General features: G+C 71.3%; 20 protein-coding genes. 8 read left to right on the top strand and 12 right to left on the bottom strand.

What is annotated here, in order from left to right; translation table 11 throughout:
• Positions 1 to 28 precede the first annotated feature (28 nt).
• The 3 genes from AB0J64_RS17875 to AB0J64_RS17865 are packed head-to-tail and all read right to left on the bottom strand — an operon-like array spanning position 29 to position 5,234.
• Complete coding sequence (locus AB0J64_RS17875) at positions 29 to 3,235, bottom strand: AAA family ATPase (protein WP_364027837.1); 3,207 nt, start codon at positions 3,233 to 3,235, stop codon at positions 29 to 31.
• Complete coding sequence (locus AB0J64_RS17870; protein WP_364027834.1) at positions 3,232 to 4,509, bottom strand: oxygenase MpaB family protein; 1,278 nt, start codon at positions 4,507 to 4,509, stop codon at positions 3,232 to 3,234. Before AB0J64_RS17870 ends, AB0J64_RS17875 begins: the two co-directional genes overlap by 4 nt.
• A gap of 23 nt (positions 4,510 to 4,532) precedes the next feature.
• Complete coding sequence (locus AB0J64_RS17865) at positions 4,533 to 5,234, bottom strand: Crp/Fnr family transcriptional regulator (RefSeq protein WP_364027831.1); 702 nt, start codon at positions 5,232 to 5,234, stop codon at positions 4,533 to 4,535.
• A gap of 182 nt (positions 5,235 to 5,416) precedes the next feature.
• On the opposite strand from AB0J64_RS17865, the gene AB0J64_RS17860 reads away from it, so the two are divergent.
• Entirely contained in the window at positions 5,417 to 5,989 is a 573-nt protein-coding gene (locus tag AB0J64_RS17860; protein ID WP_344994683.1) for a sigma-70 family RNA polymerase sigma factor, read from the top strand.
• A 10-nt stretch (positions 5,990 to 5,999) separates the two neighbouring features.
• Here the strand turns inward: AB0J64_RS17860 and AB0J64_RS17855 are convergent, their stop codons facing one another.
• The 3 genes from AB0J64_RS17855 to AB0J64_RS17845 form a co-directional block, all read right to left on the bottom strand.
• Complete coding sequence (locus AB0J64_RS17855) at positions 6,000 to 7,250, bottom strand: hypothetical protein (RefSeq protein WP_364027827.1); 1,251 nt, start codon at positions 7,248 to 7,250, stop codon at positions 6,000 to 6,002.
• Between the two features lie 272 nt (positions 7,251 to 7,522).
• Complete coding sequence (locus tag AB0J64_RS17850; protein ID WP_364027824.1) at positions 7,523 to 7,942, bottom strand: hypothetical protein; 420 nt, start codon at positions 7,940 to 7,942, stop codon at positions 7,523 to 7,525.
• Between the two features lie 124 nt (positions 7,943 to 8,066).
• Positions 8,067 to 9,233, bottom strand: coding sequence for an alpha-hydroxy acid oxidase (locus tag AB0J64_RS17845; protein WP_364027821.1), 1,167 nt, complete (start codon positions 9,231 to 9,233; stop codon positions 8,067 to 8,069).
• Positions 9,234 to 9,325: 92 nt separating this feature from the next.
• Between AB0J64_RS17845 and AB0J64_RS17840 the strand changes: the two genes are divergently transcribed.
• Positions 9,326 to 9,955: a metal-dependent phosphohydrolase gene (locus AB0J64_RS17840; protein ID WP_364027818.1), complete on the top strand. Its 630-nt coding sequence runs from the start codon at positions 9,326 to 9,328 to the stop codon at positions 9,953 to 9,955.
• Here AB0J64_RS17840 and AB0J64_RS17835 read toward each other — a convergent pair.
• From AB0J64_RS17835 to AB0J64_RS17825, 3 genes are read right to left on the bottom strand one after another with little or no spacing between them, the layout of a single operon-like run.
• Entirely contained in the window at positions 9,902 to 10,174 is a 273-nt protein-coding gene (locus tag AB0J64_RS17835) for a DUF4031 domain-containing protein (RefSeq protein ID WP_344994698.1), read from the bottom strand. The two genes, AB0J64_RS17840 and AB0J64_RS17835, sit on opposite strands and share 54 nt — an antisense overlap.
• Positions 10,175 to 10,183: 9 nt before the next feature.
• Positions 10,184 to 10,933: an HAD family hydrolase gene (locus tag AB0J64_RS17830; RefSeq protein WP_364027815.1), complete on the bottom strand. Its 750-nt coding sequence runs from the start codon at positions 10,931 to 10,933 to the stop codon at positions 10,184 to 10,186.
• An 18-nt stretch (positions 10,934 to 10,951) separates the two neighbouring features.
• Complete coding sequence (locus tag AB0J64_RS17825; RefSeq protein WP_364027812.1) at positions 10,952 to 12,121, bottom strand: cytochrome P450; 1,170 nt, start codon at positions 12,119 to 12,121, stop codon at positions 10,952 to 10,954.
• A gap of 310 nt (positions 12,122 to 12,431) precedes the next feature.
• On the opposite strand from AB0J64_RS17825, the gene AB0J64_RS17820 reads away from it, so the two are divergent.
• Both AB0J64_RS17820 and AB0J64_RS17815 read left to right on the top strand, forming a co-directional pair.
• A complete protein-coding gene (locus tag AB0J64_RS17820) occupies positions 12,432 to 13,670 on the top strand; it encodes a hypothetical protein (protein ID WP_364027809.1) in 1,239 nt (412 codons plus the stop codon).
• Between the two features lie 11 nt (positions 13,671 to 13,681).
• Positions 13,682 to 14,377, top strand: coding sequence for a DUF2786 domain-containing protein (locus tag AB0J64_RS17815; protein ID WP_364027806.1), 696 nt, complete (start codon positions 13,682 to 13,684; stop codon positions 14,375 to 14,377).
• Positions 14,378 to 14,401: 24 nt separating this feature from the next.
• Here the strand turns inward: AB0J64_RS17815 and pgm are convergent, their stop codons facing one another.
• Complete coding sequence (pgm, locus tag AB0J64_RS17810; protein WP_364027803.1) at positions 14,402 to 16,033, bottom strand: phosphoglucomutase (alpha-D-glucose-1,6-bisphosphate-dependent); 1,632 nt, start codon at positions 16,031 to 16,033, stop codon at positions 14,402 to 14,404.
• A 95-nt stretch (positions 16,034 to 16,128) separates the two neighbouring features.
• Here pgm and AB0J64_RS17805 point away from each other — a divergent pair, with 95 nt between their 5' ends.
• The 4 genes from AB0J64_RS17805 to AB0J64_RS17790 all read left to right on the top strand — a co-directional run bounded on the left by AB0J64_RS17805 (position 16,129) and on the right by AB0J64_RS17790 (position 20,352).
• Positions 16,129 to 17,028 (top strand): TIGR03564 family F420-dependent LLM class oxidoreductase, encoded by a 900-nt coding sequence (locus tag AB0J64_RS17805; RefSeq protein ID WP_364027799.1) that lies wholly within the window; start codon positions 16,129 to 16,131, stop codon positions 17,026 to 17,028.
• Between the two features lie 30 nt (positions 17,029 to 17,058).
• On the top strand, positions 17,059 to 17,664 hold the full coding sequence (locus AB0J64_RS17800) for a glycoside hydrolase family 25 protein (protein ID WP_364027796.1): 606 nt from the start codon (positions 17,059 to 17,061) through the stop codon (positions 17,662 to 17,664).
• A 29-nt stretch (positions 17,665 to 17,693) separates the two neighbouring features.
• A complete protein-coding gene (gene thrS / locus AB0J64_RS17795) occupies positions 17,694 to 19,694 on the top strand; it encodes a threonine--tRNA ligase (protein ID WP_344996008.1) in 2,001 nt (666 codons plus the stop codon).
• Positions 19,695 to 19,821: 127 nt separating this feature from the next.
• Entirely contained in the window at positions 19,822 to 20,352 is a 531-nt protein-coding gene (locus tag AB0J64_RS17790; RefSeq protein ID WP_344994723.1) for an HIT domain-containing protein, read from the top strand.
• 104 nt (positions 20,353 to 20,456) lie between these two features.
• On the opposite strand, the gene AB0J64_RS17785 is transcribed toward AB0J64_RS17790, so the two are convergent.
• Positions 20,457 to 22,538: a hypothetical protein gene (locus AB0J64_RS17785; RefSeq protein WP_364027793.1), complete on the bottom strand. Its 2,082-nt coding sequence runs from the start codon at positions 22,536 to 22,538 to the stop codon at positions 20,457 to 20,459.
• 190 nt (positions 22,539 to 22,728) lie between these two features.
• Positions 22,729 to 24,291 carry a family 10 glycosylhydrolase gene (locus AB0J64_RS17780; protein ID WP_364027790.1) on the bottom strand — a complete coding sequence of 521 codons (1,563 nt, stop codon included), beginning with the start codon at positions 24,289 to 24,291 and terminating at the stop codon, positions 22,729 to 22,731.
• Positions 24,292 to 24,349: the final 58 nt, after the last annotated feature.

Below are 24,349 nucleotides of genomic sequence, written 5' to 3'. Positions count from 1 at the left end.
CTGACCTCCTGACATCAGCCCCCGGTGATCAGCGCAGCCGCCGTTCCAGCAGCAGCGCTCCGCGGCCGGACAGCAGCGAGGCGCACCATTTGCGGAGGTCCGCCGGCTTGGGCCCGCTCATCGACTCCTGCTCCAGCAGGTCGGCCCAGTCCAGCAGCGACTCCGCCAGCATGAGCGGCACCCCCTGCCGCTCGTGCACCTCTGCCGCGGCCTCGAAGTGCTCCGCGGCCCGCTGCGGCGAGCCCATCGCCACGCACAGGTGCGCCAGGTAGTGGTGCCCGCAGTGGTGGGCCACCGTGCCGTGCCCGAACGTCTCCCCGTCGGAGGCCAGCGCGTCGTACAGCTGCCCCGCCAGCTCCGCCCGCCCCAGGCGGGAGGCGGCCACGGCGAGGTTGTCCAGGGCGGGCCGGTGGGCCATGTTGCGGGGCGGCGTCGCGCCCCCGTACGAAAGGATGCGCTCCAGCAGGGGAGCGGCCTCCTCGTCGGCCATCTCGCACAGGTAGCGCAGCACCGCGTGGACCGGGTCCACGCGCGGCGCCTGGGCGGCGCGGCGGAGCCGGTCGCGCAGCTCCCACAGCCGGCCCTGCAGCCGACGGATCTCGGCGATCTGCTCCGAGAAGATGGCCACGGCCTCCAGGCGGCGGCCGATCTCCGAGCCGAGCCGCATGGCCGACACCGCCTCCGACTCGGCCTGCGCCAGGTCGCCCTGCATCAGCGTCAGCCCGGCCTTGGAGTAGCCGATCAGCCAGTTGAGGTGCGGCTGGGCCAGCCGGTGCGCCAGCTCGTCGGCCCTGTCGAGCAGGGTCGCGGCCCTGGCCACGTCGCCGTGGTCGAGCACCGGGGGGGTGCGCTGCACGTACGCGTGGAAGAGCGCCAGGTCGTCGCCCGTGCGGCGGGCCGCCTCCAGCATCTCGTCGCCGTCGCGGTGGCGCTGGTGCAGCGGGTCGGCGGGGATGATCGTGAGGCTGCGCAGCCCGAGCACGCCGGCGAGCGTGCGCGGATCGCCCGACTTGCGGGCCAGGGCCACCGCCTCGTCGCTCAGCGCGAAGCGCCGCTCGCCGTCGGGCGCCCAGATGAGCTCCGAGGCGAGCTTGGCCGCCAGGAGCGCCCTGGTGCTCAGGTCGGTGGAGTCGACCAGCCTGCGCGCCTCGGTCAGCAGCGCGATGCGCTGCTGGTCGGGCGCCGCCGAGATGGTGGAGAAGCCGCGGTCGCCACCGAGCGCCGCCATGACGATCAGGTCGCCGCGCTCGCACTGCCTGGCCAGGTCGGCCGCCTGCGCCAGGGTCTGCCTGGCGTCGGGGTCGCCGGCCAGCCACTTCGCCCTGCCGCACTCCACCAGCAGCTCCGCGCGCCGCTCCAGCGTGGCGCCGGGGAAGTCCTGCAGCAGGTCGAGCACCCGCTGATACCAGGTGACCGCCTCGCGGTGCGCCAGCCCGGCCAGCGCGTGCTGGGCGGCGCGCGCGCCCGCCTCGGCCGCGGCGCCGACGCGGGCCGGGTCGTGGCCGTGCTCGGCGGCGGCCATCAGGTGGGTGGCCACGACGTACGGCCGGGTCTCCATGGCACGCGGATCCGTCTGGCACAGCGCGTCGGCCACCCGCCCGTGCAGCAGCCCGGCACGCGGGGTGGAGAGCTTGGAGTAGAGGGCGTTCCTGGTCAGCTCGTGGGAGAACCGGCAGGCCCCGCCGTCCGACATGGTCACCAGGCCCGCGCCCATGGCCTCCTCCACCGCGGCCACGAACCTGCCCTCGTCGAGGTCGAGCCCGAGCCGCAGCTCCGCCGAGTCCATGCGCTCGCCGACGGCCAGCAGGTTGACCAGGTCCCTGGCGTCCGGGTGGAGCTGCGCCAGCCGCGCCATGACCATCCGCGTCACCGAGTCGGGCACGGTCAGCGCGTCGAGGTCCTTGCCCGCGGCCAGCTCCCTGACCACCTCGCTGATGAGGAACGCGTTGCCGCCGGTGATCCGGTGCAGCAGCGCGGAGTCGCCGCCGCCGCGCACCTCCGCCAGCGCGTGGGAGACCTCGTCCGGCCCGAAGGAGGGGACCTCGATCAGGTGGCCGTCGGCGGTCAGCTTGTGCAGCTCCGGCATGGCGGACTCGACCGGCACGGGCCGTGAGGTGGCCAGGACCAGCAGCGGCAGGGACTCGGAGTCCCACATGAGGGCGTTCAGCATCTGCAGCGACTCCAGCGTCGCCCACTGCAGGTCGTCGATCACCAGCAGCACCGGCCGTACGGTGGCCAGGCGCTCGATCAGCGTGCGCGCCGCGGCCATCAGGTGGTAGCGCTCGGACACGGGCTCGGTGGCCGGCGGCACCTGCAGCGACAGCGGGGGAGCGGCCAGCGAGGGCGCGAGGCGGACGAGCTGGCCGCACTGCTGGTCGACCCCGGCCCGCAGCAGCAGCGCGGGCGAGGTGCGGGCCAGCCGCTCCACGGCGCCGGCGATCGGCTCGTACGCCTGCCGCGCCGGATCGGTGCACCGCCCCGCCAGCACCGTGAACTGCCGCTTGAGCGCCCGCCTGGCCACCTCCGACGCCAGCCGGGTCTTGCCGACCCCCGGGTCGCCCTGGAGGACCACCAGCCCGCTGCCGAACTCGGCCGTCGCCAGCTCCCTGTCGAGCGCCCGCAGCTGCTCGTCCCTGCCGACGAACGGCAGCACGTGGCCGTCGTCCAGCCACGGGGCCAGCCCGCCCATCTCGTGGTGGTCGGCGGCCTGCCAGTGCAGCTCGTACGTGTGCATCGGCTCGCGCAGACCCTTGCCCGGCAGCCGCCCCAGGTCCTTGAACTCGTGCCGGCTCCGCCCCTGCGCCAGCCGCCGTACGAGATCGGTGCAGAGCACCTGGCCGCCCTCGGCGATGGCGACCAGGCGGGCCGCCTCGACGGTCGGCAGCCCGCTGACGTCGTCGTGGCCCCAGCACACGTCGCCCGCGGCGAGCGCGGCCCTGATGGAGATCTTCTCCAGGGCGCGCTCGTTCTCGTCGGCCACCGCCTGCTCCACCGCGATGGTCGCGTCGAGCCCCGCCGTCGCCGAGTCGAAGACGGCCATCAGCCCGTCGCCCAGGCTCTTGGTGAACGTGGCGCCGTTGGCCGTCACCACGGACCGGAGCAGCTGGTACAGGCGGCGGAAGACGACGTTGGCGCGTTCCTCGCCGAGCCTGATCCGCATGGCGGTGGAGCTGACCACGTCGGTGAAGAGGATCGTCGCCGTGGTCAGCGTGCCTGGCGCGTGCAGAACGGTCACCTGCGCGACCCTCCCTGGACGGGCGCTCGCAGTGTCTTGCGGACGGTGCGGCGGATCGCGCGCGTCTTCACCGCCGGACGCGACTGCCTGATCCGCCAGGCACGTGCCAGCTCCTCGGGGATCCGGAACGCCGCCTGCCCGTCGGAGTGGCGGTCGATCAGCGCGATCACGAGCTGCCGCCCGACCCTGCGCACCAGCCAGCGCACCAGGCCGTCGACCGGCCCGGCCAGCCTGGAGTGCCGGTGCGCCGCGCGCGCCACCGTGAACAGCCCCGTGAACCACCACGCCGGCTTGGGCACGCCCAGGAGCTCGGGAACGCGGTCGGCGCCGTACCTGGCGTCGCGGAAGACCCAGTGCACCAGGCTGCGCGGCAGCTTGCGCCACCCCAGGTGCATGAACCCCTCCATCTCCTCGAGCAGCCTGGCCATCAGCCGGCGGCCCTCGTCGCTGGACTCGTACAGGCGGCCCAGGCGTTCGCTGACCGGCTCGACGTCGTCGAGCGTGAGAGGTCTGTCGCGGCAGGCCTCCACACCCATGAGGTGGCCGAACACACTCCATGTGTAGAGGTGGGCCGCGCGCTGCTCGTCGGAGAGCGTCACGCCCATGCTCTCCAGAGCCTCCCACGTCACCACGGAGAAGTCGAAGATGGTGGCAAGCAGGAGCTCCTGGTTGACCGGCGGGCCGAACCGCGCGGTGTCCCAGTGGCCGGCGAAGCGCTCGTTGACCAGCGCGCGCACGAACGAGTGGAGGATCCGCAGCCCGATCGCCGTGGTGTGGCCGGGACGGCCGGGCTCCAGGCTGTTGACGGCCTTCAGCCCCATCACGTCGACCAGCATCTGCCCGGTCTCGGCCACCCGGCGGGTGAGGCCGTGCGTGGCCAGCCGCGAGACGCCGGCCAGCACCTTGGCGCTGGACACCTCGACGTACGCCATCGGCAGGCACTTGCAGAACAGCGCGGCCGCCTGGTAGAGCCCGTAGTCGGCGAACACGGCCTGCCCCTTGGCCAGCAGATCGCGGTCGTCGCCCCACTCGGGCAGGTCCGCGGCGAAGTCGAGGGCCTCGAAGATCTCGGAGGCGGGCGGCTCGCCCGAAGGCGCCCTGGCCTCCTGCTTGGCCGCCGACAGCTCCTGGACCACCGCCTTCACCAGCTCGAGCGGCCCTGTGCCCGCGGGCTGGTCGTCCAGATAGCCGGCCACCACCTTGTCGATGTCCGGGTCGGCCTGCTGCCTCAGCTGCCGGAACCTCTCCTCCGGCCAGCGGTCTTGTTCGTTCATCTACCCCGTACTCCAGATCTCGGTCAGAGGCCACCCCGTTTCCGCAGGGCGGCGACATCCAGCAGCGTGATCGTGCGGCCTTCGACGGCGATGAGGCCCCTCGCGACGAGGGACTGCAGCGCCCGGTTGACCGCCGGCCGCGATGCGCCGATCAGCGCGGCGAGGTCGGACTGGGTGAGCCCGGGCAGGTCCACCACCCCGTCGGCCTGGCCGTGCTTGTCGGCCAGCTGCAGCAGCAGCTTGGCCAGCCGCCCGCCCAGGTCGAGGAAGGCCAGGTCGGCCGCCTGGTCGGTGAGTCTGCGCACCATGTGGCCGAGCATGCGCAGGAACTCGTCGGCCAGCCCCGGATGCTCCCGCATGAGCTCCAGCAGCCGCGCCCTGGGCAGCACGAACGCCCACGCGGGGCGCACCGTCACGATCGACGCCGAGCGCGGCGAGCCGTCCAGCAGGGCCATCTCGCCGAAGGTGTCGCCGCGGCCGAGCATGTTGAGCACGATCTCGTCGCCGTGCTCGGTCGTGAACACCACCTTCACCAGGCCGTCCAGCAGCACGTAGAAGGACTCTCCCGGGTCCCCCTGGTGGCAGATGATCTGCCCCGACCGGTATCGCCTCGACAGCCCGGCCCGCGCCGTGGTCTCGATGCCGCTCTCTCCGAGTACGCGGAACAGCGGGATCTCCGCCAGCACGGCGGCGACCGGCTGGATGTCGCGTGGAAACCCGCTCATGCGAGAACTCTAGGCCGCATCCCGGGCGGGGACAGCCGGCGACAAGCGATCTCCCAGGTGTGATGCGGAACACATCTGGACTGTCACGCGCAAGACAGCTCAAATCGATCACTCGGCGCACCGTAGGTGTGCCGGCCGGTAATGGCGACCCCCCGAACACCCGGCCAGGCAGGGAGATCGACATGTACGTGGACACCATCGAACGGCCCGACACGGCAACCCTGGTCTCGGCCGCGCAGGACGGCGACGCCGAGGCGTGGGAGCGGCTGGTCGAGGAGTTCAGCCCCATGCTCAAGGCACGCATCCGCCGGTTCAGGCTCAGCCACGAGGACTCCCAGGACGTGCTCCAGACGACCTGGCTGCTGGCCTGGCAGAACCTCAGGAGCGTGGAGGACGGCCAGCGCATGGCGGGCTGGCTGGCGACGATCGCCTTCCGCGAGTGCCTCAAGCTCAGCAAGCGGACCAAGGAGATCTGCACCCCCGACCTCGACACGCTGGGCAGCACCGACGACGTGGACAGGGAGCTGGCCAGGATCTGGCTGGCCGGCACGCTGGCCGAGCTCGTCGAGGAGCTGCCGGCAGCGCAGCGGGTCCTGTTCAGAGCGCTCACGGAAACCTCCGAGCCGCACTACGTGGACGTGGCACGCAGGCTGGGCAGGCCGGTAGGGAGCATCGGGCCCACCCGAGCCCGCTGTTTCGCGAAGCTACGCGGCCTCCTTCAGGCCCGCGAGATCACCCGCGACTTCCTGGACTGACGCACTTCCCTCACTTCGCGGACGGGTCAAGCTGGATCGCCTCCAGGAACGGCTCGAAGTCGAAGTGCGCCATCTCGTACGCGTCCGGGTCGGACTCCGCCGGGTAGCGGTAGACCCTGCGGCCGCCCCGGGCGAGCATGCCGCTGACGGCCTGGGGGACCAGCCCGCGCCGCATCTCCTCGGCGAGGCCGTCGGCGACGTCCTTGGCGAAGGGCACGTCGTAGAGCGCGGCGACGTGCTGGTAGACGCGGAAATAGCTGACGATGAAGCGCATCCGGTCGGGGTAGGAGACCCAGTCGGCCACCCCGGCCGTGGACGCCTCCTGGTCCTCGGTGATGAACTCCTCGGCGAGCTTGCGCACCTTCTCGTTCTGGATCGGCGCCCAGACCTTCGCCATGTCCACCCCCGCCGGCGCCGTGAGCGGCCTGCCGACCTTGACGTCGCTGAGCGGCGTCTTCACGGCGAACAGGTGGCGGGTGTAGAGCGAGGACCACTGCTGCTCCAGCCAGCGCGTCAGCCACGGCTGGTCCTCGTGCCGCGCCGCGTACAGGCGGAACCGGGGGAAGGGCCGCCGGGTGACCAGCGAGCGCAGCGACCGCCACGACACCCGCGTCAGCCACCTGACCGGCCGGTAGAGCACCAGCTCCAGGGCCTTCTGCGCGCGTGCCTGCTCGTAGGCCGACAGCGCGATGCTGGCGCCGAACATGAGCTCGGCCCGCGCCTCCGGGTCGGTGGCCTGCCTGGCCTCGACCAGGAGCTGCGCGGCGTCCTTCAGGTAGCGGTCGTCGGCCTCGGCCAGCAGTTCGGTCAGGAACTCCGGCGGGGTCGGCGTCAGGTCCGACTCCGGACTCACCCGCAGGTAGCGGTCGGGCGAGTCGTTCCACAGGTTGACGGCCAGACTCGCGGTCTCCAGGAAGATGGCCCGGTTGGCCAGCGCGAGCCCGAGCTGGTAGCTGGGGCCGAGCAGGGTGAGCAGCACCGCCCTGAACACCCGCTTGAAGCGGTGGGGCACCCTCATCTTCCTGCTGAAGTCCATGATGAACGGCGAGTCGGGGCCCAGGTCGAGGCTCTCTCCGACGGCCTTGGAGGTCCAGGTGGCGTAGCAGTACCAGTTGTTCGCGTCCTTGCCCAGGTGCTGGGCGAGGTCCCCCGCGACGCGGTGGTAGCTGTAGGCGATGACCATCGCCTCAAGAGCCGGGCTCCGGTCCTTGTACGCGGCGATGCGCAGGACGTCGTCCGCGGTCATCGTGGTGTCGGCCATGGGGTCTCCCGTTGGTTCGCCTCGAGGAGTTAAGAGCGTCTCCAGCGGCGTCAGATACGTCCGGCGGCCCGCCTTTCCCCCGTGGCCGCCACGCCAGGAGCGTAGAAGGCCCGACTTGCGACGGGCTTGCAGGTCGCCGAGCGGCAGGATGAGCTTGCAGGTCGCTCGAGCGGCAGGATGAGCTTGCAGGTAGCCAAAGCGGCAGGATGAGCTTGCAGGTAGCCGAGCGGCAGCAGGCGCCGCCCCGGACGGGCCGCCCGGGGCGGCGCGCGTCACTCCTTGACCACGATCTTGCTCAGCACCACGAACCCGCCGAGCGCCCCCGCGGTGCCGGCGGCGGTCGTGGTGGTGAGGTTGACCACCAGGTCATAGATGCCGGGCGCGAGCTGACCGCGCATGGGGACGGACGCGGTGTACCGGCCCGAGCCGGGGGTGAAGGTCAGTTCCACAGGAGGTGAGGGGTGCCTCGACTCGCCACCTCCCACCAGGTCGGCGATGATCTCCACATTCCAGCGGCCCGACAGCCAGTCGACGAGCTCGCCGGTGACCTCCCAGTTCACGTCCACGGTCCAACCCTCGGTGCTGCAGACGACGTTCGTGGGTTGAGCGCCGGGGTCGACAACCTGGCTGTGGAGAACGCCGGCTAACTGCTCGGCCGTTACCTTCATCACCTGGAATTCTCCGGTAGCCATTCCGATCTCCTTGTGCGGTGGGAACGTCGTCCCCGTGTGAAGGAGCAGAGCGGCGACGGAGGCGGCGAAATACGCGTCCGCGTTGTCAATGAATGACGGGTATGGGGCGGGCGGGCCGGGGGCGTCACCTTTCCCTGATGCGCACCATGTCGGGGCCGAGGTCGGCGACCCCGCCGACGCCCATCAGCTGAAGGGTGCGTACGAGCTCGGCGTGGAGCAGGTCGAGCACCCGGCGCACGCCGGGCTCGCCGCCGGCCATCAGCCCGTACAGGTAGGCGCGGCCCACGAAGCAGGCCCTGGCGCCCAGCGCCACCGCCGCGGCCACGTCGGCCCCGCTCCGCACGCCGCCGTCCAGGAAGACCTCCGTGCGGTCGCCCACGGCGGCCACCACGTGGGGCAGCAGCTCCAGCGGCGTGGGGGCGCGGTCGAGCTGCCGCCCGCCGTGGTTGGACACGACGACGCCGTCCACCCCCACGGCCGCCAGCTCCTTGGCGTCGTCCACCCGCTGCACCCCTTTGACGAGCAGCCGCCCCTGCCACGCCGACCGGATCCACTCCAGATCGGCGACGGTCACGGAGGGGTCGAACATCAGGTTCGTGATCCCGGCCAGGTCGTCGGGCGCCCCGTCCACCGTGGCGAACCTGAGCGGCTCGCTGGTGAGGAAGTCGAACCACCACGCCGGATGCCGCACCGCCTGCAGCACGCTGCGCCAGCGCAGGGCGGGCGGGACCGTCAGCCCGTGCCGCACGTCACGCAGCCGCGCCCCGGCCACCGGCACGTCCACGGTCACCACCAGCACGTCCATGCCCGCCGCCCGCGCCAGGGAGAGCGTCTCGAGTGTGCGGGCGCGGTCGCGGACCACGTACAGCTGGAACCAGTTCCACCCGTCGGGCGCCGCGGCGGCCACGTCGGCGGCGGTCGTGGTGCCCATGGTGGACAGCGTGTACGGCACCCCCGCCCGCTCGGCCGCCCGTGCCACGGCCCGCTCGCCCTCGCGGTGCATCATCCTGGTGAACCCGGTGGGCCCCAGCACCAGCGGCATCGCGATCCGCCGGCCCAGGATCTCGACGGCGGTCGGGGCCGCGGCGACGTCGCGCAGGACCCGCGGGCTGAACTCCACCCGGTCGAACGCCTCCACCGCCCTGGCCATCGACCGCTCGCCCTCGGCCGCGCCGTCCACGTAGTCGAACACCATGCGCGGGGCGCGCCTCCTGGCCAGCAGCCGGAGGTCGGCGACGTCGGCGGCGTCCGCCACCCGCCGCGCCCTGGAGAGCCGGGGCCGCGCGGGCATGACGGCACGAAGCTCCCGCCATCGGGGCAGGCGCCGGGGCTCCCGCTGGTTCGGCTCGATACCCAGGACGCTATCAAAGGTACGGTGGGGTGGTGATCGACGACTGGACCGCGCTGGCGGGGGAGTCGCCCGCCTGCCTGGCCACGGGGGCGGAGCTGATCGCCCGCTGGTCGGAGCCGCACCGCCGCTACCACACCCTCGACCACCTCGCCGCCGTGCTCGGCGCGATCTCCCCGCTCGCCGCTCTCGCGGAAGATCCCGCTGCCGTACGCCTCGCCGCCTGGTTCCACGACGCCGTCTACGACGGGCGGCCTGGCCGGGACGAGGAGCGCAGCGCCCAGCTCGCCCAGTCACGTCTGCCCGCGTGCGGGGTGCCCGCCTCGCGGGTGGCCGAGGTCGCGCGGCTCGTACGTCTCACCGCCGCCCACGACACGCTCGCCGCCGGGGACCGCAACGGCGCCGTCCTGTGCGACGCCGACCTGGCCGTGCTCGGCCGGCCCGGCTATGACGAGTACGCCGCCAGGATCCGGCAGGAGTACGCCCACGTGCCCGACGACCTGTTCAGGAAGGGACGGGCCGAGGTGCTGCGCCGGCTGCTGGCCGTACCGCGTCTCTACCGGACCTGCCGCGCGCGCGAGCTGTGGGAGGAGCGGGCACGGGCGAACATGTCACGGGAGCTGGCGGCGCTTGCGGCGGCGCAGCCCGGAGGCGACCAGCCGTAGCAGCAGCTCCCGCGAGCTGACCGCCTCCGCCCCCAGCTCCACCGCCCTGGCGTGCACGGTCTCCGGCACGTCGTAGTGATCGCGGTCGAACGCCCGCTCCGGCACCCCGAGCCGCGAGGCGAAGTCGTGCAGCTCCGCCAGCGAGCTGTCGCTGACCAGATGCGACCACATCAGGCCACGCGGCCCGGGCCAGTTGGGCGGGTCGATGAGAACGGTCACGACCCAAGGTTAGACGGGTGGGACCTTGCCCCTGATCACCAGCTCGGCCAGGTCGGACACCACGACCTCGGCGCCCGCCGCGCGCAGCTCGGCCGCGGCGGCGCCGTCCCTGGCCACCGCGACGACCAGCCCGAACGCGCCCTTCCTGCCCGCCTCCACGCCGGGCAGCGCCGCGTCCACCACCGCGACCCTGGCCGCGGGCAGCGCCAGGCGGCGCGCCGCCTCCAGGAAGAGCGCGGGGTCGGGCTTGCCCGGCAGGTTCATCAGCGCCGCGTCGTTGCCGTCCACCAGCAGGTCGAACAGGTGCATCACGCCGGCCGACGTGACCAGCTTGCGGCCGTGCAGGCTGGCGGAGACCGCCGCGGTGCGGGCGCCGCGCTGGCGCAGCTCGTGCAGGAGCGCCACCGTGGACGGGAACGCGGCCACGCCGTACTTCTCCACCTGGCCCATGAAGATCTCGTCCTTGGCCAGGCCGAGCCCGTGCACGGTCGCCGCGCCCGGCTCGTCCTCCGGCGAGCCCTCGGGCAGCGTGATGCCGCGTGCCCCGAGGAAGGCGCGGATGCCGTCCAGGCGCGGGCGGCCGTCCACATGGCGCAGATAGTCGTCGCGGATGTCGAACGGCTCTGAGCGGCCGCGCAGGAACGCGTCGAAGACGTGCTTCCAGGCCGCCGCGTGCCCCCGAGCGGTGTCGGTGACAACGCCGTCGGTGTCGAACACGACGGCGTTGATCGAGGTCAGATCGATGACAGGCTCGTTCACATTGCGAACGTAACCCCTCTACCAGGCGACGGGTAGCTCTTTGACCCCGTAGACGATGGCGAGTTCCCTGAACGGCACCTCGCCCGCGACGCGCAGCCCCGGGAAGCGGCGCAGCAGGGCGGGGAAGGCGATGCGCATCTCCATCTGCGCGAGCGGCGCGCCGATGCAGCGGTGGATGCCGTGGCCGAACGCCATGTGCGAGCCCGCCGTCTCCCTGCCGGGCCGTACCTCGTCCATGTTCTCGCCCAGGGCGGGGTCGCGGTTGGCGCCGGTGAGCGAGCAGAGCACCATCTCGCCCTTCTTGATCGGCACGCCGTGCAGCTCGAGGTCGTCGCGGGCGAAGCGCGGGAAGGCCACCTGGACGACCGTCATGTAGCGCAGCAGCTCCTCGACGACGTCGTTGACGTACCCGTCGACCTCGCGCACCTTGGCGGCCTGCTCGGGGTTGCGCAGGAGCCACAGGGTGCCGAGGGCGAGCATGCTCGTGCTGGTGTCGTGCCCGCCGGTCAGCAGCCCGTCGGCCATGCTGGCGAGCGTACGGTCGTCGAGCTCGTCACCGTGCTCGCGCAGCAGCTGGCCGAGCAGCCCCTCGCCCGGGTTCTGCCGCTCCCGCGCGACCAGGTCGATCAGGTACGTCATGGCGTCGTTGATCGCCTGCAGCGACGCCTCCGGCCCGGCCGAGAGGTCGAACCGGTCCTTGCTGATCTTCACGAAGTCCGCGCGCTCCTCGTACGGGACGCCGAGCAGCTCGCACACCACCAGCGACGGGATCGGCAGCGCGAACTCCTCGACCAGGTCCACCGGGGAGCCCTTGGCCTCGATGCGGTCCAGGTACTCCTCGACCATCGCCTCGATGCGCGGCTCCAGCCTGCGCAGCCGGCGCATGGTGAACTCCGGAGTCAGGTACTTGCGCAGCCGCGTGTGCTCGGGCGGGTCGCGGAACCCCAGGCCGCCCGGGTCCTCCTGGTTGGAGCCGAGGCCGATCACCCCGGCGAAGTCGTTGCTGAAGCGCTCGTGGTCGCTCAGGACGCCCCGTACGTGTTCCCAGCGAGAGACGAGGTACACGGTCTGGCCGCCGGGGATCTCCATGGGGAAGACCGGGTGCTCGGCGCGGATGCGCCCGAGTTCGCCTACGGGGTCGAACCCCTCACGCATGAACTGGACGAGTGGGAACTCATTGTCTGACATCGATATCCGTCCTGATGGGATGCATCACACCATGTCGGGATAAATCCCTGCATAGATGGTCCCATCAGGAACGACGGATGTTGCCCTACCAAAGGAGGATTTCCGGCCAGTACCGTGTCACCCTGCCCCGGCCCCTCGTCATCGCCGGAGCCGCTCTCGGATCGTCTGCCACACCTCCCCGCAAGCCCGGAACAGCAGGGAAACAGGGGCAAAATGGGGCGCCAGCCGTCGTTTGGCGTACAAGATGACGACATTCTGCGATGATCTCGTCGCATAGAGCCGGAGTTTGAGCCATCACGGATAGTGACTGATGCCGACATTTGAGGAAATAACAGCCTTCGTCACCGAGAAGCCGCTCGCCACCGCCGTCATCGCGCTGCTGAGCCTGGCGGGGCTGGTGCTGGCGTTCCTGGTGCTCAGGATCGCCTGGCGCGCCTGCGCCTGGTTGTTCGCGCGATACGTCGCCCCCCGTCCCATTGAGGACGTGCTGACCGTCGTCGCCGCCTCCATCGCCACCGGCGTGTCCGCGCAGGGCATGTGGCGCTTCTCCGGCGACGTGCTGGGCCTGGACGGGCCGCTCAGGCTGCTGCTGTTCGCGTTCATCGAGGTCGCGATCATCACGAGCGCGGTGCGCGCCCGCCGCAACATGCGCGAGAACTTCTCCGCCGGGATCGACGGCATCGCCGTGTGGGCACTGACGTGCCTGACCGCCGTGCTGTCCAGCATGGACGCGCGCAGCCTCCCCGAGGCGGTGTTCAGGCTCGCCGCCCCCCTCGTGGCCGCCTGGTTGTGGGAGCGCGGCATGGCCATCGAACGCCACCGCATCCGCGGCACCGGCCGCATCAACTGGCGTCTGACGCCCGAGCGGCTGCTGGTCAGGATGGGGCTGGCCGAGGTCAGCGACCGTACGGCGAGCGAAGTCGACGCGCACCGCAGGCTGACCCGCGTCGCGCTGGCCGCCAAGCGGGCCAAGGCGCTGCGCGAGGGAGGCGCCTCCGAGCGCAAGATGCGCGCCGCGCTGGCCAAGCTCGACAAGGCCATGGACCAGGCCGTCGAGCACACCGGCCTGGCCGTCGACCAGGCCCGCCAGGAGGCGCTGCTGGCCCAGATCGCCGCCCTGTACAACACCACCGCCCTCATCGACGCCGACCCCCGCGTGCCGTGGGAGCCGGAGCCCGAGCAGCGCCCGGTGCCCGCCCGCCCGGCGCTGCCGCCCGCGCTGGCCGAGCTCGTCGAGGAGGAGGACGAGGACGTCGAGGTGCTCGACACCACCCCGCAGGTGGTCGACACCGCCCAGCGGGCGGCGCTGATGCGCCAGGCCCGCGCGTACTGGGACCGCCAGATCGCCAAGGGCATCGTGCCTCGTACGGTGGACATCGCCCAGGAGATCGGCATCTCGCTGGCCACGGCGCGCGAGTATCGTTCCCTGTGGAAGCTCGAGCCGCAGGCGCACGCCCTCATCGAGGCGCTGTTCCAGCAGCACGGCATCGTCGACACGGGCGCCTTCCCCGCCATCGCGGCCGACGGGAGGGTGCTGACCAAGTCGTAGGGGGAGCACGCTTGCGGGAGCGCACGCTCGAACGCGTCAGGAAACTCCTGGCCAAGGCCGAACGCACGGACAACGAGCACGAGCGCGCGACGTTCATGGCGGCCGCGTCGGCGCTGATGGCCAAGCACGGCATCGACTCGCTCCCTCCGGCGGGCACGCGGCAGGCGCCCGGCGACCGGATCGTCACGCTGCCCAACCCCTGGTCCAGGGAGAAGGCCCGCCTCGTCAGCCTGGTGGCGCAGGCCGTGCGGTGCCGTCCGCTGCTCATCGGGCGGGGGGAGGCGGGCGGCCAGCGGGTGCACGTGTTCGGGTTCGCCGCCGATCTGGAGCGGGCCGACCTGCTCGCCACGTCGTTGCTGCTGCAGATGGCGAGCGGGCTGGCGCGCGTACGGGTGCCCGGCGACGTGACCGCCGTGCGGGCGTACCGGCGGTCGTGGCTGCTGGGGTTCACGGACGAGGTGTACCGGCTGCTGCGCGTGGCCGAGTCCCAGGCGGAGGAGGCCAGTACGGGCGCCGCGCTCGTCCTGGCCGACCGCCGGGCCGAGGTGGAGCGAGTGGTGGCGGCCCACTATCCGAACATCCGGGTGAGCGTGCCCCGTACGAGCGGCACGGGCTACCGGGACGGGGTGGCCGCCGGCCGCCGCGCCGACCTCGGCCGCACCGGCATGACCACCGACACCGCGCCCGAACTGACCCCCGGCCGCTGAGCCGCGCGGCCGGGGGCGGTGCGGTCAGCCGAGGGCGTCGGAGACCAGGGAGCGGGCCTCTTCCTGGACCTTGGCCAGGTGGTCGGTCCCCCGGAACGACTCGGCGTAGATCTTGTAGACGTCCTCCGTCCCCGAAGGCCGCGCCGCGAACCAGGCGTTCTCCGTCGAGACCTTCACCCCGCCCAGCTCCGCCCCGTTGCCGGGCGCGGCGGTCTGCACGGCCGTGATCGGCTCGCCCGCCAGCGACGACGCCGTCACCTGCTTCGCCGACAGCTTCCCGAGCACCGCCTTCTCCTCGCGCGTCGCCGGGGCGTCCACCCGGGCGTACGCGGGCTCCCCGAACCGCTCGACCAGCTCACGGTAGTGCGCGCTCGGCGACCTGCCCGTGACGGCGAGGATCTCCGAGGCCAGCAGCGCCAGGATGATCCCGTCCTTGTCGGTCGACCACACGGACCCGTCCCGCCGCAGGAAGGACGCGCCCGCGCTCTCCTCGCCCCCGAAGCCCAGCGACCCGTCCAGCAGTCCCGGGACGAACCACTTGAAGCCGACCGGCACCTCATAGAGCCGCCGTCCCAGAGAGGCCGCGACCCGGTCGATGATCTGGCTGCTGACCATGGTCTTGCCCACCCCGGCGTCGGCGGGCCAGCCGTCGCGGTGCGTGTAGAGGTAGGAGATGGCGACGGCGAGGTAGTGGTTGGGGTTCAGCAGGCCGCCGTCGGGGGTGACGACGCCGTGCCGGTCCGCGTCGGCGTCGTTTCCGGTGGAAATATCGTATTTGTCCCGGTTGGCGATCAGGGAGGCCATCGCGTACGGCGACGAGCAGTCCATCCGGATCTTGCCGTCCCAGTCGAGCGTCATGAACCGCCACGTCGGATCCACCAGCGGATTGACCACGGTCAGATCGATCCGGTGCCGCTCGGCGATCTCCCCCCAGTACGCCACGCTGGCCCCGCCCAGGGGATCGGCCCCGATCCGCACCCCGGCGGCCCGGATCGCGTCCAGGTCGATCACGGACGGCAGGTCGTCCACGTACATCCCGAGGAAGTCGTAACGTCCCGCCGCGCCCACGGCCTTCGTGTACGAGACCCGCAGCACGCTCTCCAGCCCGTTCGCCAGCAGCCGGTTGGCGCGGTCCTGGATCCACGTGGTCGCGTCGGTGTCGGCGGGGCCCCCGTGCGGCGGGTTGTACTTGAAGCCGCCGTCACCGGGCGGGTTGTGCGACGGCGTGATCACGACGCCGTCCGCCAGCCCGGTGGTCCGCCCCTGGTTGTGCCGCAGGATGGCGTGCGAGACGGCCGGGGTCGGCGTGTAGCCGTCGCGCGTGTCGATCAGCACCTCGACCCCGTTGGCCACGAGCACCTCCAGCGCCGACACCCGCGCGGGCTCGGAGAGCGCGTGCGTGTCGATGCCGAGGAACAGCGGCCCGTCGGTCCCCTTCGACCGCCGGTACTCGCAGATGGCCTGAGTGGTCGCCAGGATGTGGTCCTCGTTGAACGCCGTCTTCAGCGACGACCCCCGGTGCCCCGACGTGCCGAACGCCACCCGCTGCCCCGCGTCGCCGGGATCGGGATGCAGGGCGTAATAGGACGTCACGAGCCTGGCGACGTCCACGAGATCGGCGGGCTGGGCGGGCTGTCCTGCGCGTTCGTGCGTCATAAAGGCCACTTTACAAATCCGGCCCGGCCCGGCGGATGACCGCACGTCGGCGTGGGAAGGTACAGTCGCCTCAGTCACTAGAACGGGGTTCTGTCATGAGATTCGGCTACTACCTGACCGAGCCGAAAGGGCCAGACCCGATCGGCGGGCTGCGCGACCAGATCGCCCAGGCGGCGCAGGACGGCTTCACCTCCGCCTGGCTCTCCAACATCTTCGGCTTCGACGCGCTGACCGCGCTGGCCGCCGCCGGCTGCCAGGTGCCCGGCATCGAGCTCGGCACCGCCGTCGTGCCTACCTACCCGCGCCATCCGGCCGTTCTGGCCCAGCAGGCCATGACCGCCAACGCCGCACTCGGCGGGCGTCTCGCGCTGGGCATCGGCCTGTCACACCAGCTGGTCATCGAGGGCATGTACGGCTACAGCTACGAGCGCCCCTACCGGCACATGAAGGAGTACCTCGACATCCTGCTCCCGGCCCGCAGGGGCGAGCACGTCAAGTACGAGGGCGAGACGCTCAAGGCCGACCTCCGGCTCACGACGCCGGGCGCCGGCTTCCCCGTGCTGATCGCCGCGCTCGGACCGCGCATGCTCAAGCTCGCGGGCACCGTGGCCGACGGCACCGTCCTCTGGATGACCGGCCCCAGGACGGTCGCCGAGCACGTCGCGCCCACCATCAACGCGGCCGCCGCCGAGGCGGGCCGGGAGGCGCCCAGGATCGTCTGCGCGCTGCCGATCTGCGTCACCGACGACCCCGCCGCCGCCGTCGATCGCGCGAACGAGATCTTCGCCATCTACGGACAGCTCCCCTCCTACCGTGCGATGCTCGACAAGGAGGGCGCGGCCACCCCGGGTGACATCGCGATCGTCGGCGACGAGGACACCGTGCTGGCGAAGATCGACCAGCTGCGGCAGGCCGGCGTGACCGACTTCGTGGGGTCGGTGTTCGCGGCCAAGGACCGCACGCGCAACCTCCTGATCGGCGCGGCAAAGGGCTGATCAGGAGACAGCTCAATAAGCTTCGGCGGGGTGAACCGGTTGCTCCATGGCATTGATGTGTCCAACTGGCAGGGGACCGTCGACTGGGCCGATCACGCGGAGGATGGGGTGTCCTTCGCGTTCGCCAAGGCCACCGAGGGCGGCGACTACACCGACGAACGGTTCGCGCGTAACTGGAACGGCATGCGCGAGAGCTGGCTCGTCTGCGGCGCGTACCACTTCGCCAGGCCCAAGGGCGATCCCGTCGAGCAGGCGCGGCACTTCCTGGCCACGATCAGGTCCGCCGGCGGGCTGCGCCGCGGGGACCTGGTCGCCCTCGACCTGGAGACCAACGACGGGCTCCGGCCCGAGCAGGTCGCCCGTTACGCGCGCCGCTGGTGCCACCACATCGAGCGGCACGGCGGCGTGCGGCCGTTCGTCTACACCTTCCTGTCGTTCGCGCGCGACGGGAACTGCGCGGGCCTGGGCGAATACCCGCTGTGGATCGCCGCTCCGGAGAGACCGCGCGGCCGGCCCATAACGCCGCGGCCCTGGCGAGACTGGACGATCCACCAATACGTCCACAGTCCGCTCGACCGCAACGTCTTCCACGGGAGCCGGCAGGAGCTGACAAAGCTGGGGTTTCACCCGCGATAGCATCGGTGTTCACCATCGAAGCAGCTCCGGTGTCGAGCGCCGGGGCGCGATCAAAGGGAGTCACCGTGTCAGCCGAGCTACACATCACCCTCGCCGGAGCCGAGCGTGTGGTGGCGGCCGGCACGACGGCCGGCGAGGCACTCGAAGCCGACGGCCGCACGGTCATCGCGGCCAGGGTCAACGGTGAGGCGCGCGACCTGGCCCACCCGCTGTCCGAGGGTGACGTGGTCGAGCCGATCGACATCTCCAGCGAGGAAGGCCGGGCGATCGTCCGCCACTCCACCGCCCATGTCATGGCGCAGGCGGTGCAGGAGCTGTTCCCCGAGGCCAAGCTGGGCATCGGGCCGCCCGTGGACAACGGGTTCTACTACGACTTCGACGTCGCCCAGGCGTTCCACCCGGACGATCTCAAGCGCATCGAGAAGCGCATGCGGGAGATCGTCAAGCAGGGGCAGCTGTTCTCCCGCCGGCCCGTGTCCGACGACGAGGCGCGCGAGGAGCTGGCGGCTGAGCCGTACAAGCTGGAGTTGATCGGGCTCAAGGGCGGCGCCGCCGACGAGGAGTCGGTCGAGGTGGGGGCCGGGCAGCTCACCATCTACGACAACCTCGACCCCAAGAGCGGCGAGCTGCAGTGGAAGGACCTGTGCCGCGGCCCGCACGTGCCGTCCACCAGGTCGATCCCGGCGTTCAAGCTGATGCGCTCGGGCGGCGCCTACTGGCGCGGCAGCGAGAAGAACCCGCAGCTCCAGCGCATCTACGGCACCGCCTGGGAGTCCCGCGACAAGCAGGACGAATACCTCAAGCTGCTGGAGGAGGCCGAAAAGCGCGACCACCGCAAGCTGGGCGCGGAGCTCGACCTGTTCAGCTTCCCGCCGGAGCTGGGCAGCGGCCTGCCGATCTTCCATCCCAAGGGCGGGATCATCCGCAAGGAGATGGAAGACTACATGCGCCGGCGGCAGGCGGAGGCGGGCTACGAGTTCGTCAACACGCCGCACATCACCAAGTCGTCGCTGTTCGAGACCTCGGGGCACCTGCCCTGGTACGCCGACGACATGTTCCCGGCCTTCGAGCTGGAGGGCATCGAATACCGCGTCAAGCCGATGAACTGCCCGATGCACAACCTGATCTTCAGGGCGCGCGGGCGGTCCTACCGCGAGCTGCCGCTGCGGCTGTGCGAGTTCGGCTCGGTCTACCGGTACGAGAAGTCCGGTGTGGTGCACGGGCTGACCCGGGTGCGCGGCATGACGCAGGACGACGCGCACATCTACACCACCAGGGAGCAGATGGCCGATGAGATCAAGTCACTGCTGAGGTTCGTGCTCAGCGTGCTGCGTGACTTCGGCCTGGAGGACTTCTACCTCGAGCTGTCCACCCGCGACGACTCCGACAAGTTCATCGGCGACCCGGCCGAGTGGGAGGAGGCCACCCAGGCGCTGCACCAGGTGGCCACCGAGTCGGGGCTGGAGCTGGTCGACGACCCGGGCGGCGCGGCGTTCTACGGGCCGAAGATCTCCGTGCAGGCCAAGGACGCGATCGGCCGCACGTGGCAGCTGTCCACCATCCAGCTCGACCTCAACCAGCCCAAGCGCTTCGGGCTGGAATACCAGGCGGCGGACGGCAGCCGGCAGACCCCGGTCATGATCCACCGGGCGCTGTTCGGCTCGGTCGAGCGGTTCCTCGGCGTGCTCACCGAGCACTACGCGGGCGCCTTCCCGGCCTGGCTCGCGCCGGTGCAGGTGACGGCCATCCCGATCGCCGACGCGCACATCCCGTACCTGCAGGATGTGGCCAAGAAGCTGCGCGAGCGCGGGATCCGGATCGAGGTGGACGCCTCCGACGACCGGATGCAGAAGAAGATCCGCAACGCGCAGAAGGCCAAGGTCCCGTACATGCTGCTGGCCGGCGACGAGGACATCGCCAACGGCGCCGTGTCGTTCCGTTACCGGAGCGGGGAGCAGAAGAACGGCGTCGCGATCGACGAGGCCATCGCCGAGATCGTCAGTGCTGTGGAGCGCCGCGTCCAGGTCTGACCCGTTGTTGAGAGAACGGCGGAGCCAACGGCTCCGCCGTTCTCTCTTTTTCCCGGCTTACTTGGCCGGCGGCTGACGAGCCCGCCGAAAGAGACTCCTGTTCGTCCGGGGTCCTATGCTGCTAGTTATGCACGATCAGGCAGGGGCAGGGGCCCCCGACAACTTCCAGCGTCTGTGGACCCCGCATCGCATGGCCTACATCAAGGGCGAGAACAAACCGACGGGCAACGGCCCCGAGGACGGCTGCCCGTTCGACGCGATCCCCAAGATGAGCGACGAGGACGGCCTGATCGTCGCCAGGGGCGAGACGGTCTACGCCGTGCTCAACCTCTACCCGTACAACTCCGGCCACCTGATGGTGGTCCCCTACCGGCACGTGTCCGACTACGACGAGCTGGTGGCGGCCGAGCTGGTGGAGCTGGGCGAGTTCACGCAGAAGTCGCTGCGCGCGCTGCGCAAGGCCAGCGGGGCGCAGGGCTTCAACGTCGGCATGAACCTCGGCCACGTCGCCGGGGCGGGCATCGCCGCGCACCTGCATCAGCACGTGGTGCCCAGGTGGGGCGGCGACACGAACTTCATGCCGGTCGTCGCCCAGACCAAGGTCCTGCCGCAGCTGCTCCGCGACACCCGCCAGCTGCTCGCCGACGCCTGGGACTGACTCCCGGCCCGCCACGGCCTCTGGCCCGCCACGGCCCCTGCGACGCGCGGGCAGCCCGTACGCCGCACGCGCCCCCGCCCCGCCCCGCTACCCCCGGGGCGGCGTCACTTCGTCGCGGGCGTTAAGTCCGAGACGGATCCGGCGACCTGCTCGCGGTCGCGCCGCAGGGCTCCGATGCCGGTGGCCAGCAGGAGCGGTACGGCCAGCGCCAGCGCCATGGAGAGCACGGCCGCGCCCGAGTCGTTGACGAGCATGCCCACCACGCCGCTGACCAGCGTGCCGATCAGCCCGGCACGCAGCGCGGGGGAGTGCTCGAACGCCGCCGGCACCACACCGGCGGACGCCTGCTCGGGCCGCATGATCGCGTACACGAGGAACGCGGCGGCGGCGATCACGATCGGCATCAGGTTGGGGCTGAGCAGAGTGGCCAGCATGGCCTGCAGCTTGCGCAGGATGACGTCGAACGCCTCGCCGGTCAGCACCTGCCCCACGAACCGGCCCAGGTGCGTCTGCTCGTCCGCCGGCTTCAGGTAGTTGAGCCAGGCGAACGTCATCACGATCACCCCGCCGGCCACCAGGAACGCGCCCAGCTTCACCAGCGAGACCCGCTTGCCCGCCAGGATCAGCGCGGTCACCGCGATGCCCGGCACGAACGCGATCACGCCGCCGAAGTCGCTCCCCATCCCGGACCCGCCGAGGACCATCGCGAACGCCCCCAGGACCACGATCGCGGCCAGCCCCACCTTGCCGGGCCACCGGTGCGCGATGACCGTGGTGGCGAGGAGGGTGCCGGTGGCCAGGAGCGCGAACGGGATGTTCCCCAGCCCGTAGTAGCGGGCCCCGACGTCGGCGCTGTAGCCCATCACGCTGTTGAGCTGCAACGTCGTACCGGTCAGCAGATCACCCGCCAGCGTCAGCGCGGTGAGCCCGGCCACCACCGCCAGCGGGCCGAGCGGCCTGCGCCGCCACGGCCCCGCGAACGCCACCCCGGTGACGACCGCGGCCCACCCGAGCACCCCGGCGACCAGCTGCGGCAGGCTCGACCAGGGCAGCAGGTTGACCAGGTAGCTGGAGACGGGCAGGGCGGCCAGGGCGACGGCCGCGAAACGTACCGGTGCCAGGCCCTTGCGGCGGCGCAGCAGCAGGAACGCGACCAGGTAGAACAGCACCTGCAGCACCGCCACGGCCGTGAAGTAGATGCCTTTGATCGAGCGGATGGCCTGCGCGGTGGCGTCGGCCCGCTGGAGCTGCTGGAACGTCGCACCGGGGCCGCCCACCTGCAGCGGCACGCCGATCACGGTGCTCGGGACCGGCACGCCGAGCTTGGTCAGCACGGTGGCGGTCAGGTCGGGCAGGATCGAGATGTCCTCACGGTGCGTGGAGGCCGCGCCCAGCAGATGCCCCTGCGCGCCGGGTTCGCGCAGCGCGGCCACCCGCAGATGGGGCACGGAGCCGGTGTCGGCCAGGCCCGCCAGCAGCACCGTCGTGTCGGCGGGCAGGACCGACAGCAGCGCGCCCGCCTTGGCGTCGGCCATCCGCAGCGCGTCGCGGCGCTCGGCGGGGCTGAGCGCGTCGGGCACCTTGGGCAGCTTCCCGCCGGTCAGGTAGGGGAGCACCAGGTCGTCCACGTCCATGGCGATCATCCGGCACTGCTGGAGGTCCGCGGTGCCGACCTGCAGCGGGGACGGGTGGTACCGCTGGACCGCGCCCTCCCGGTCGGCCAGCGCCAGAGCGGCGCCGGGACCGATCGCGATCGAGCACTGCCCGGCCGCCTTCAACGACTCGCCCAGGACGCCGGCGTTGCGCTGCCCGGCGACGTCGGTGAGGTAGCGGTAGTCGGGGATGACCGCGCCCGCGCCCTGCTGCTCGGGCGTGGGGGGCGCGCCGCACCAGTATCCGGCCGCCGACCTGGTGCCCGCCGACACGGTCAGCCATCCGTCGTAGGGGCAGGTCACGCTGCCGACGGTGCGAATGGACAGCGAGCCGATCGCGCTCGACCTGGCCAGCTCCCACAGATTGGGGGTGTCGGCCTGGGTGAGGTCGTTCCAGTGCAGCCCGGACACGCCGATGAGCGCCACCCGGCCGGCGGTCTCCTGTCCGGCTGCTTGGGCCGGTCCGGTGAACAGCCCTTGACCGGCCAGTATCTGGCCGATCAGCACGGCCAGTACGACTAGCGCGCGCCTCACCCGATGACCTCCCGCGATCGATGTTGCGTGGCACGGTAGAGCAAGGTCATGTTCCGGCGCCACCAGACCCGACTACCCTCTCATGCGCCGCATGTATCACGTGCACCGTTTCCCTGGTGCGACGGGTCAGGCATGTCGGCGGGTGCCGGGGACGGGGTGGCCGAGGCGTGTCCCCGGCGCCGTCACGAGGTCAGACGGCCTCCACCTTCGCCTTGACCCCCTTGCTCTCGTGCTGGAGCCGGTCCAGCGCCGTGATCAGGTAGGTGCCCTCCGACTTGGCCGTGAACGACGGGCTGGTGACGATGGCCACCAGGTTGCGGGCGTCCGTGCTGTGGCAGTCCTTGCCGGACTTCGGCACCTGGTACACCGCGTACGCCCGGGCCCCCTGGGAAGGCGTCCACGACAGCTGGGAGCCGGCGGCCTTCACCCCGGCGGGCGGGGCCGGGGCGTCGCCGCCGCGCTCCTCGATCAGGGGCAGCAGGGCGGGACGGGCGTAGTAGGTCTTGGCGACGCGGTCGATCGCGCCGAGAGGGTTGGCGAGCAGGTTGACGGCGCTGAAGTAGACGTCACCCTTGACCTGCTTGTGCTCCCGGTTCGAGCCCACCTCGGCGGCCAGCTCGCCCGGCTTCGTCCAGGCCCGGTCGTCCTTGGCCCCGACCCGGTAGAGCCCCTCGCCGATGTACAGCTGCACGTCCGTGCCCTTGACCTCCTTGGACCACCAGGAGACCAGCGTGTCGTAGTCGGCCAGCTTGTGACCGCGCGGCCAGTAGAGCTGGGGCAGCACGTAGTCGACGGTGCCCGCCTTGATCCAGGCGCGCGCGTCCGCATAAATCGAGTCGTACGCGGACATGCCCGAAGTGTCGGAGCCGGTCGGGTCGTTGGACTTGTTGCGCCAGATGCCGAAGGGGCTGATGCCGAACTTGACGTAGCCCTTGGTGGCGTGGACGGCCTTGTCCGCCTGGGCGACGAGCTTGTTGACGTTCTCGCGCCGCCAGGCGGCCAGCTTCTTGCCGTCGGCGTACTTCGCGAACGCCGCCGAGTCGTCGAACGTCTGCCCAGGCTCCGGGTACGGGTAGAAGTAGTCGTCGAAGTGCACCCCGTCCACGTCGTACCGGGACACCACATCGGTGATGACCTTGGTCACGTGGTCGCGGACGGCGGGCAGGCCCGGGTTGTAGTAGAGGCGGCCGCCGTACTTGACCGTCCAGTCCGGATGCCGGCGGGCCGGGTGGTCGGCGGGCAGCTTGGCGGGGTCGTCGCCGTAGGAGGCGCGGTACGGGTTGAACCAGGCGTGGAACTCCATGCCCCGCTTGTGCGCCTCGTCGATGAGGAACGGCAGCGGATCCCACCCCGGGTCCTTGCCCGCCTTGCCCGTCAGGTACTGCGTCCACGGCTCCAGCGACGACTTGTAGAGCGCGTCGGAGGCGGGCCGTACCTGGACGAAGACCGCGTTGAAGTTGCGCTTGGCGGCGGCGTCCAGGATCTTGACGTACTCGGCCCGCTGCCGGTCGGGCGAGAGCCCGGGCTTGGAGGGCCAGTCGAGGTTGGTGGTCGTGGCGATCCACAACCCGCGCAGTTGGCGCTTGGGATAGCGGGCGTCGGCCTTGCAGGCCGCGACCGGGGCGGCGGCGACGGCCGTCTTCTTCTTGCTCGCTGCTGGGCTCTCCCCGGCTCCGGGGCCGAAGACATATGCGGCGGCGGTGGTGACGACCGCGAGGGCGGCAGCGGCCAGGAGTGGGCGTCCAGTTCGCATAATGCCACCCAGTGTGGCACCTGCTCCGGGATGCTCAGGCCGGAAAATCGAAATCGAC

It is taken from the genome of Nonomuraea sp. NPDC049695, assembly GCF_040674955.1.
Classification (GTDB): Bacteria; Actinomycetota; Actinomycetes; order Streptosporangiales; family Streptosporangiaceae; genus Nonomuraea; species Nonomuraea helvata.
Note: the sequence above shows the minus strand (reverse complement) of the source record. Positions and strands in the feature narration are given on the sequence as shown.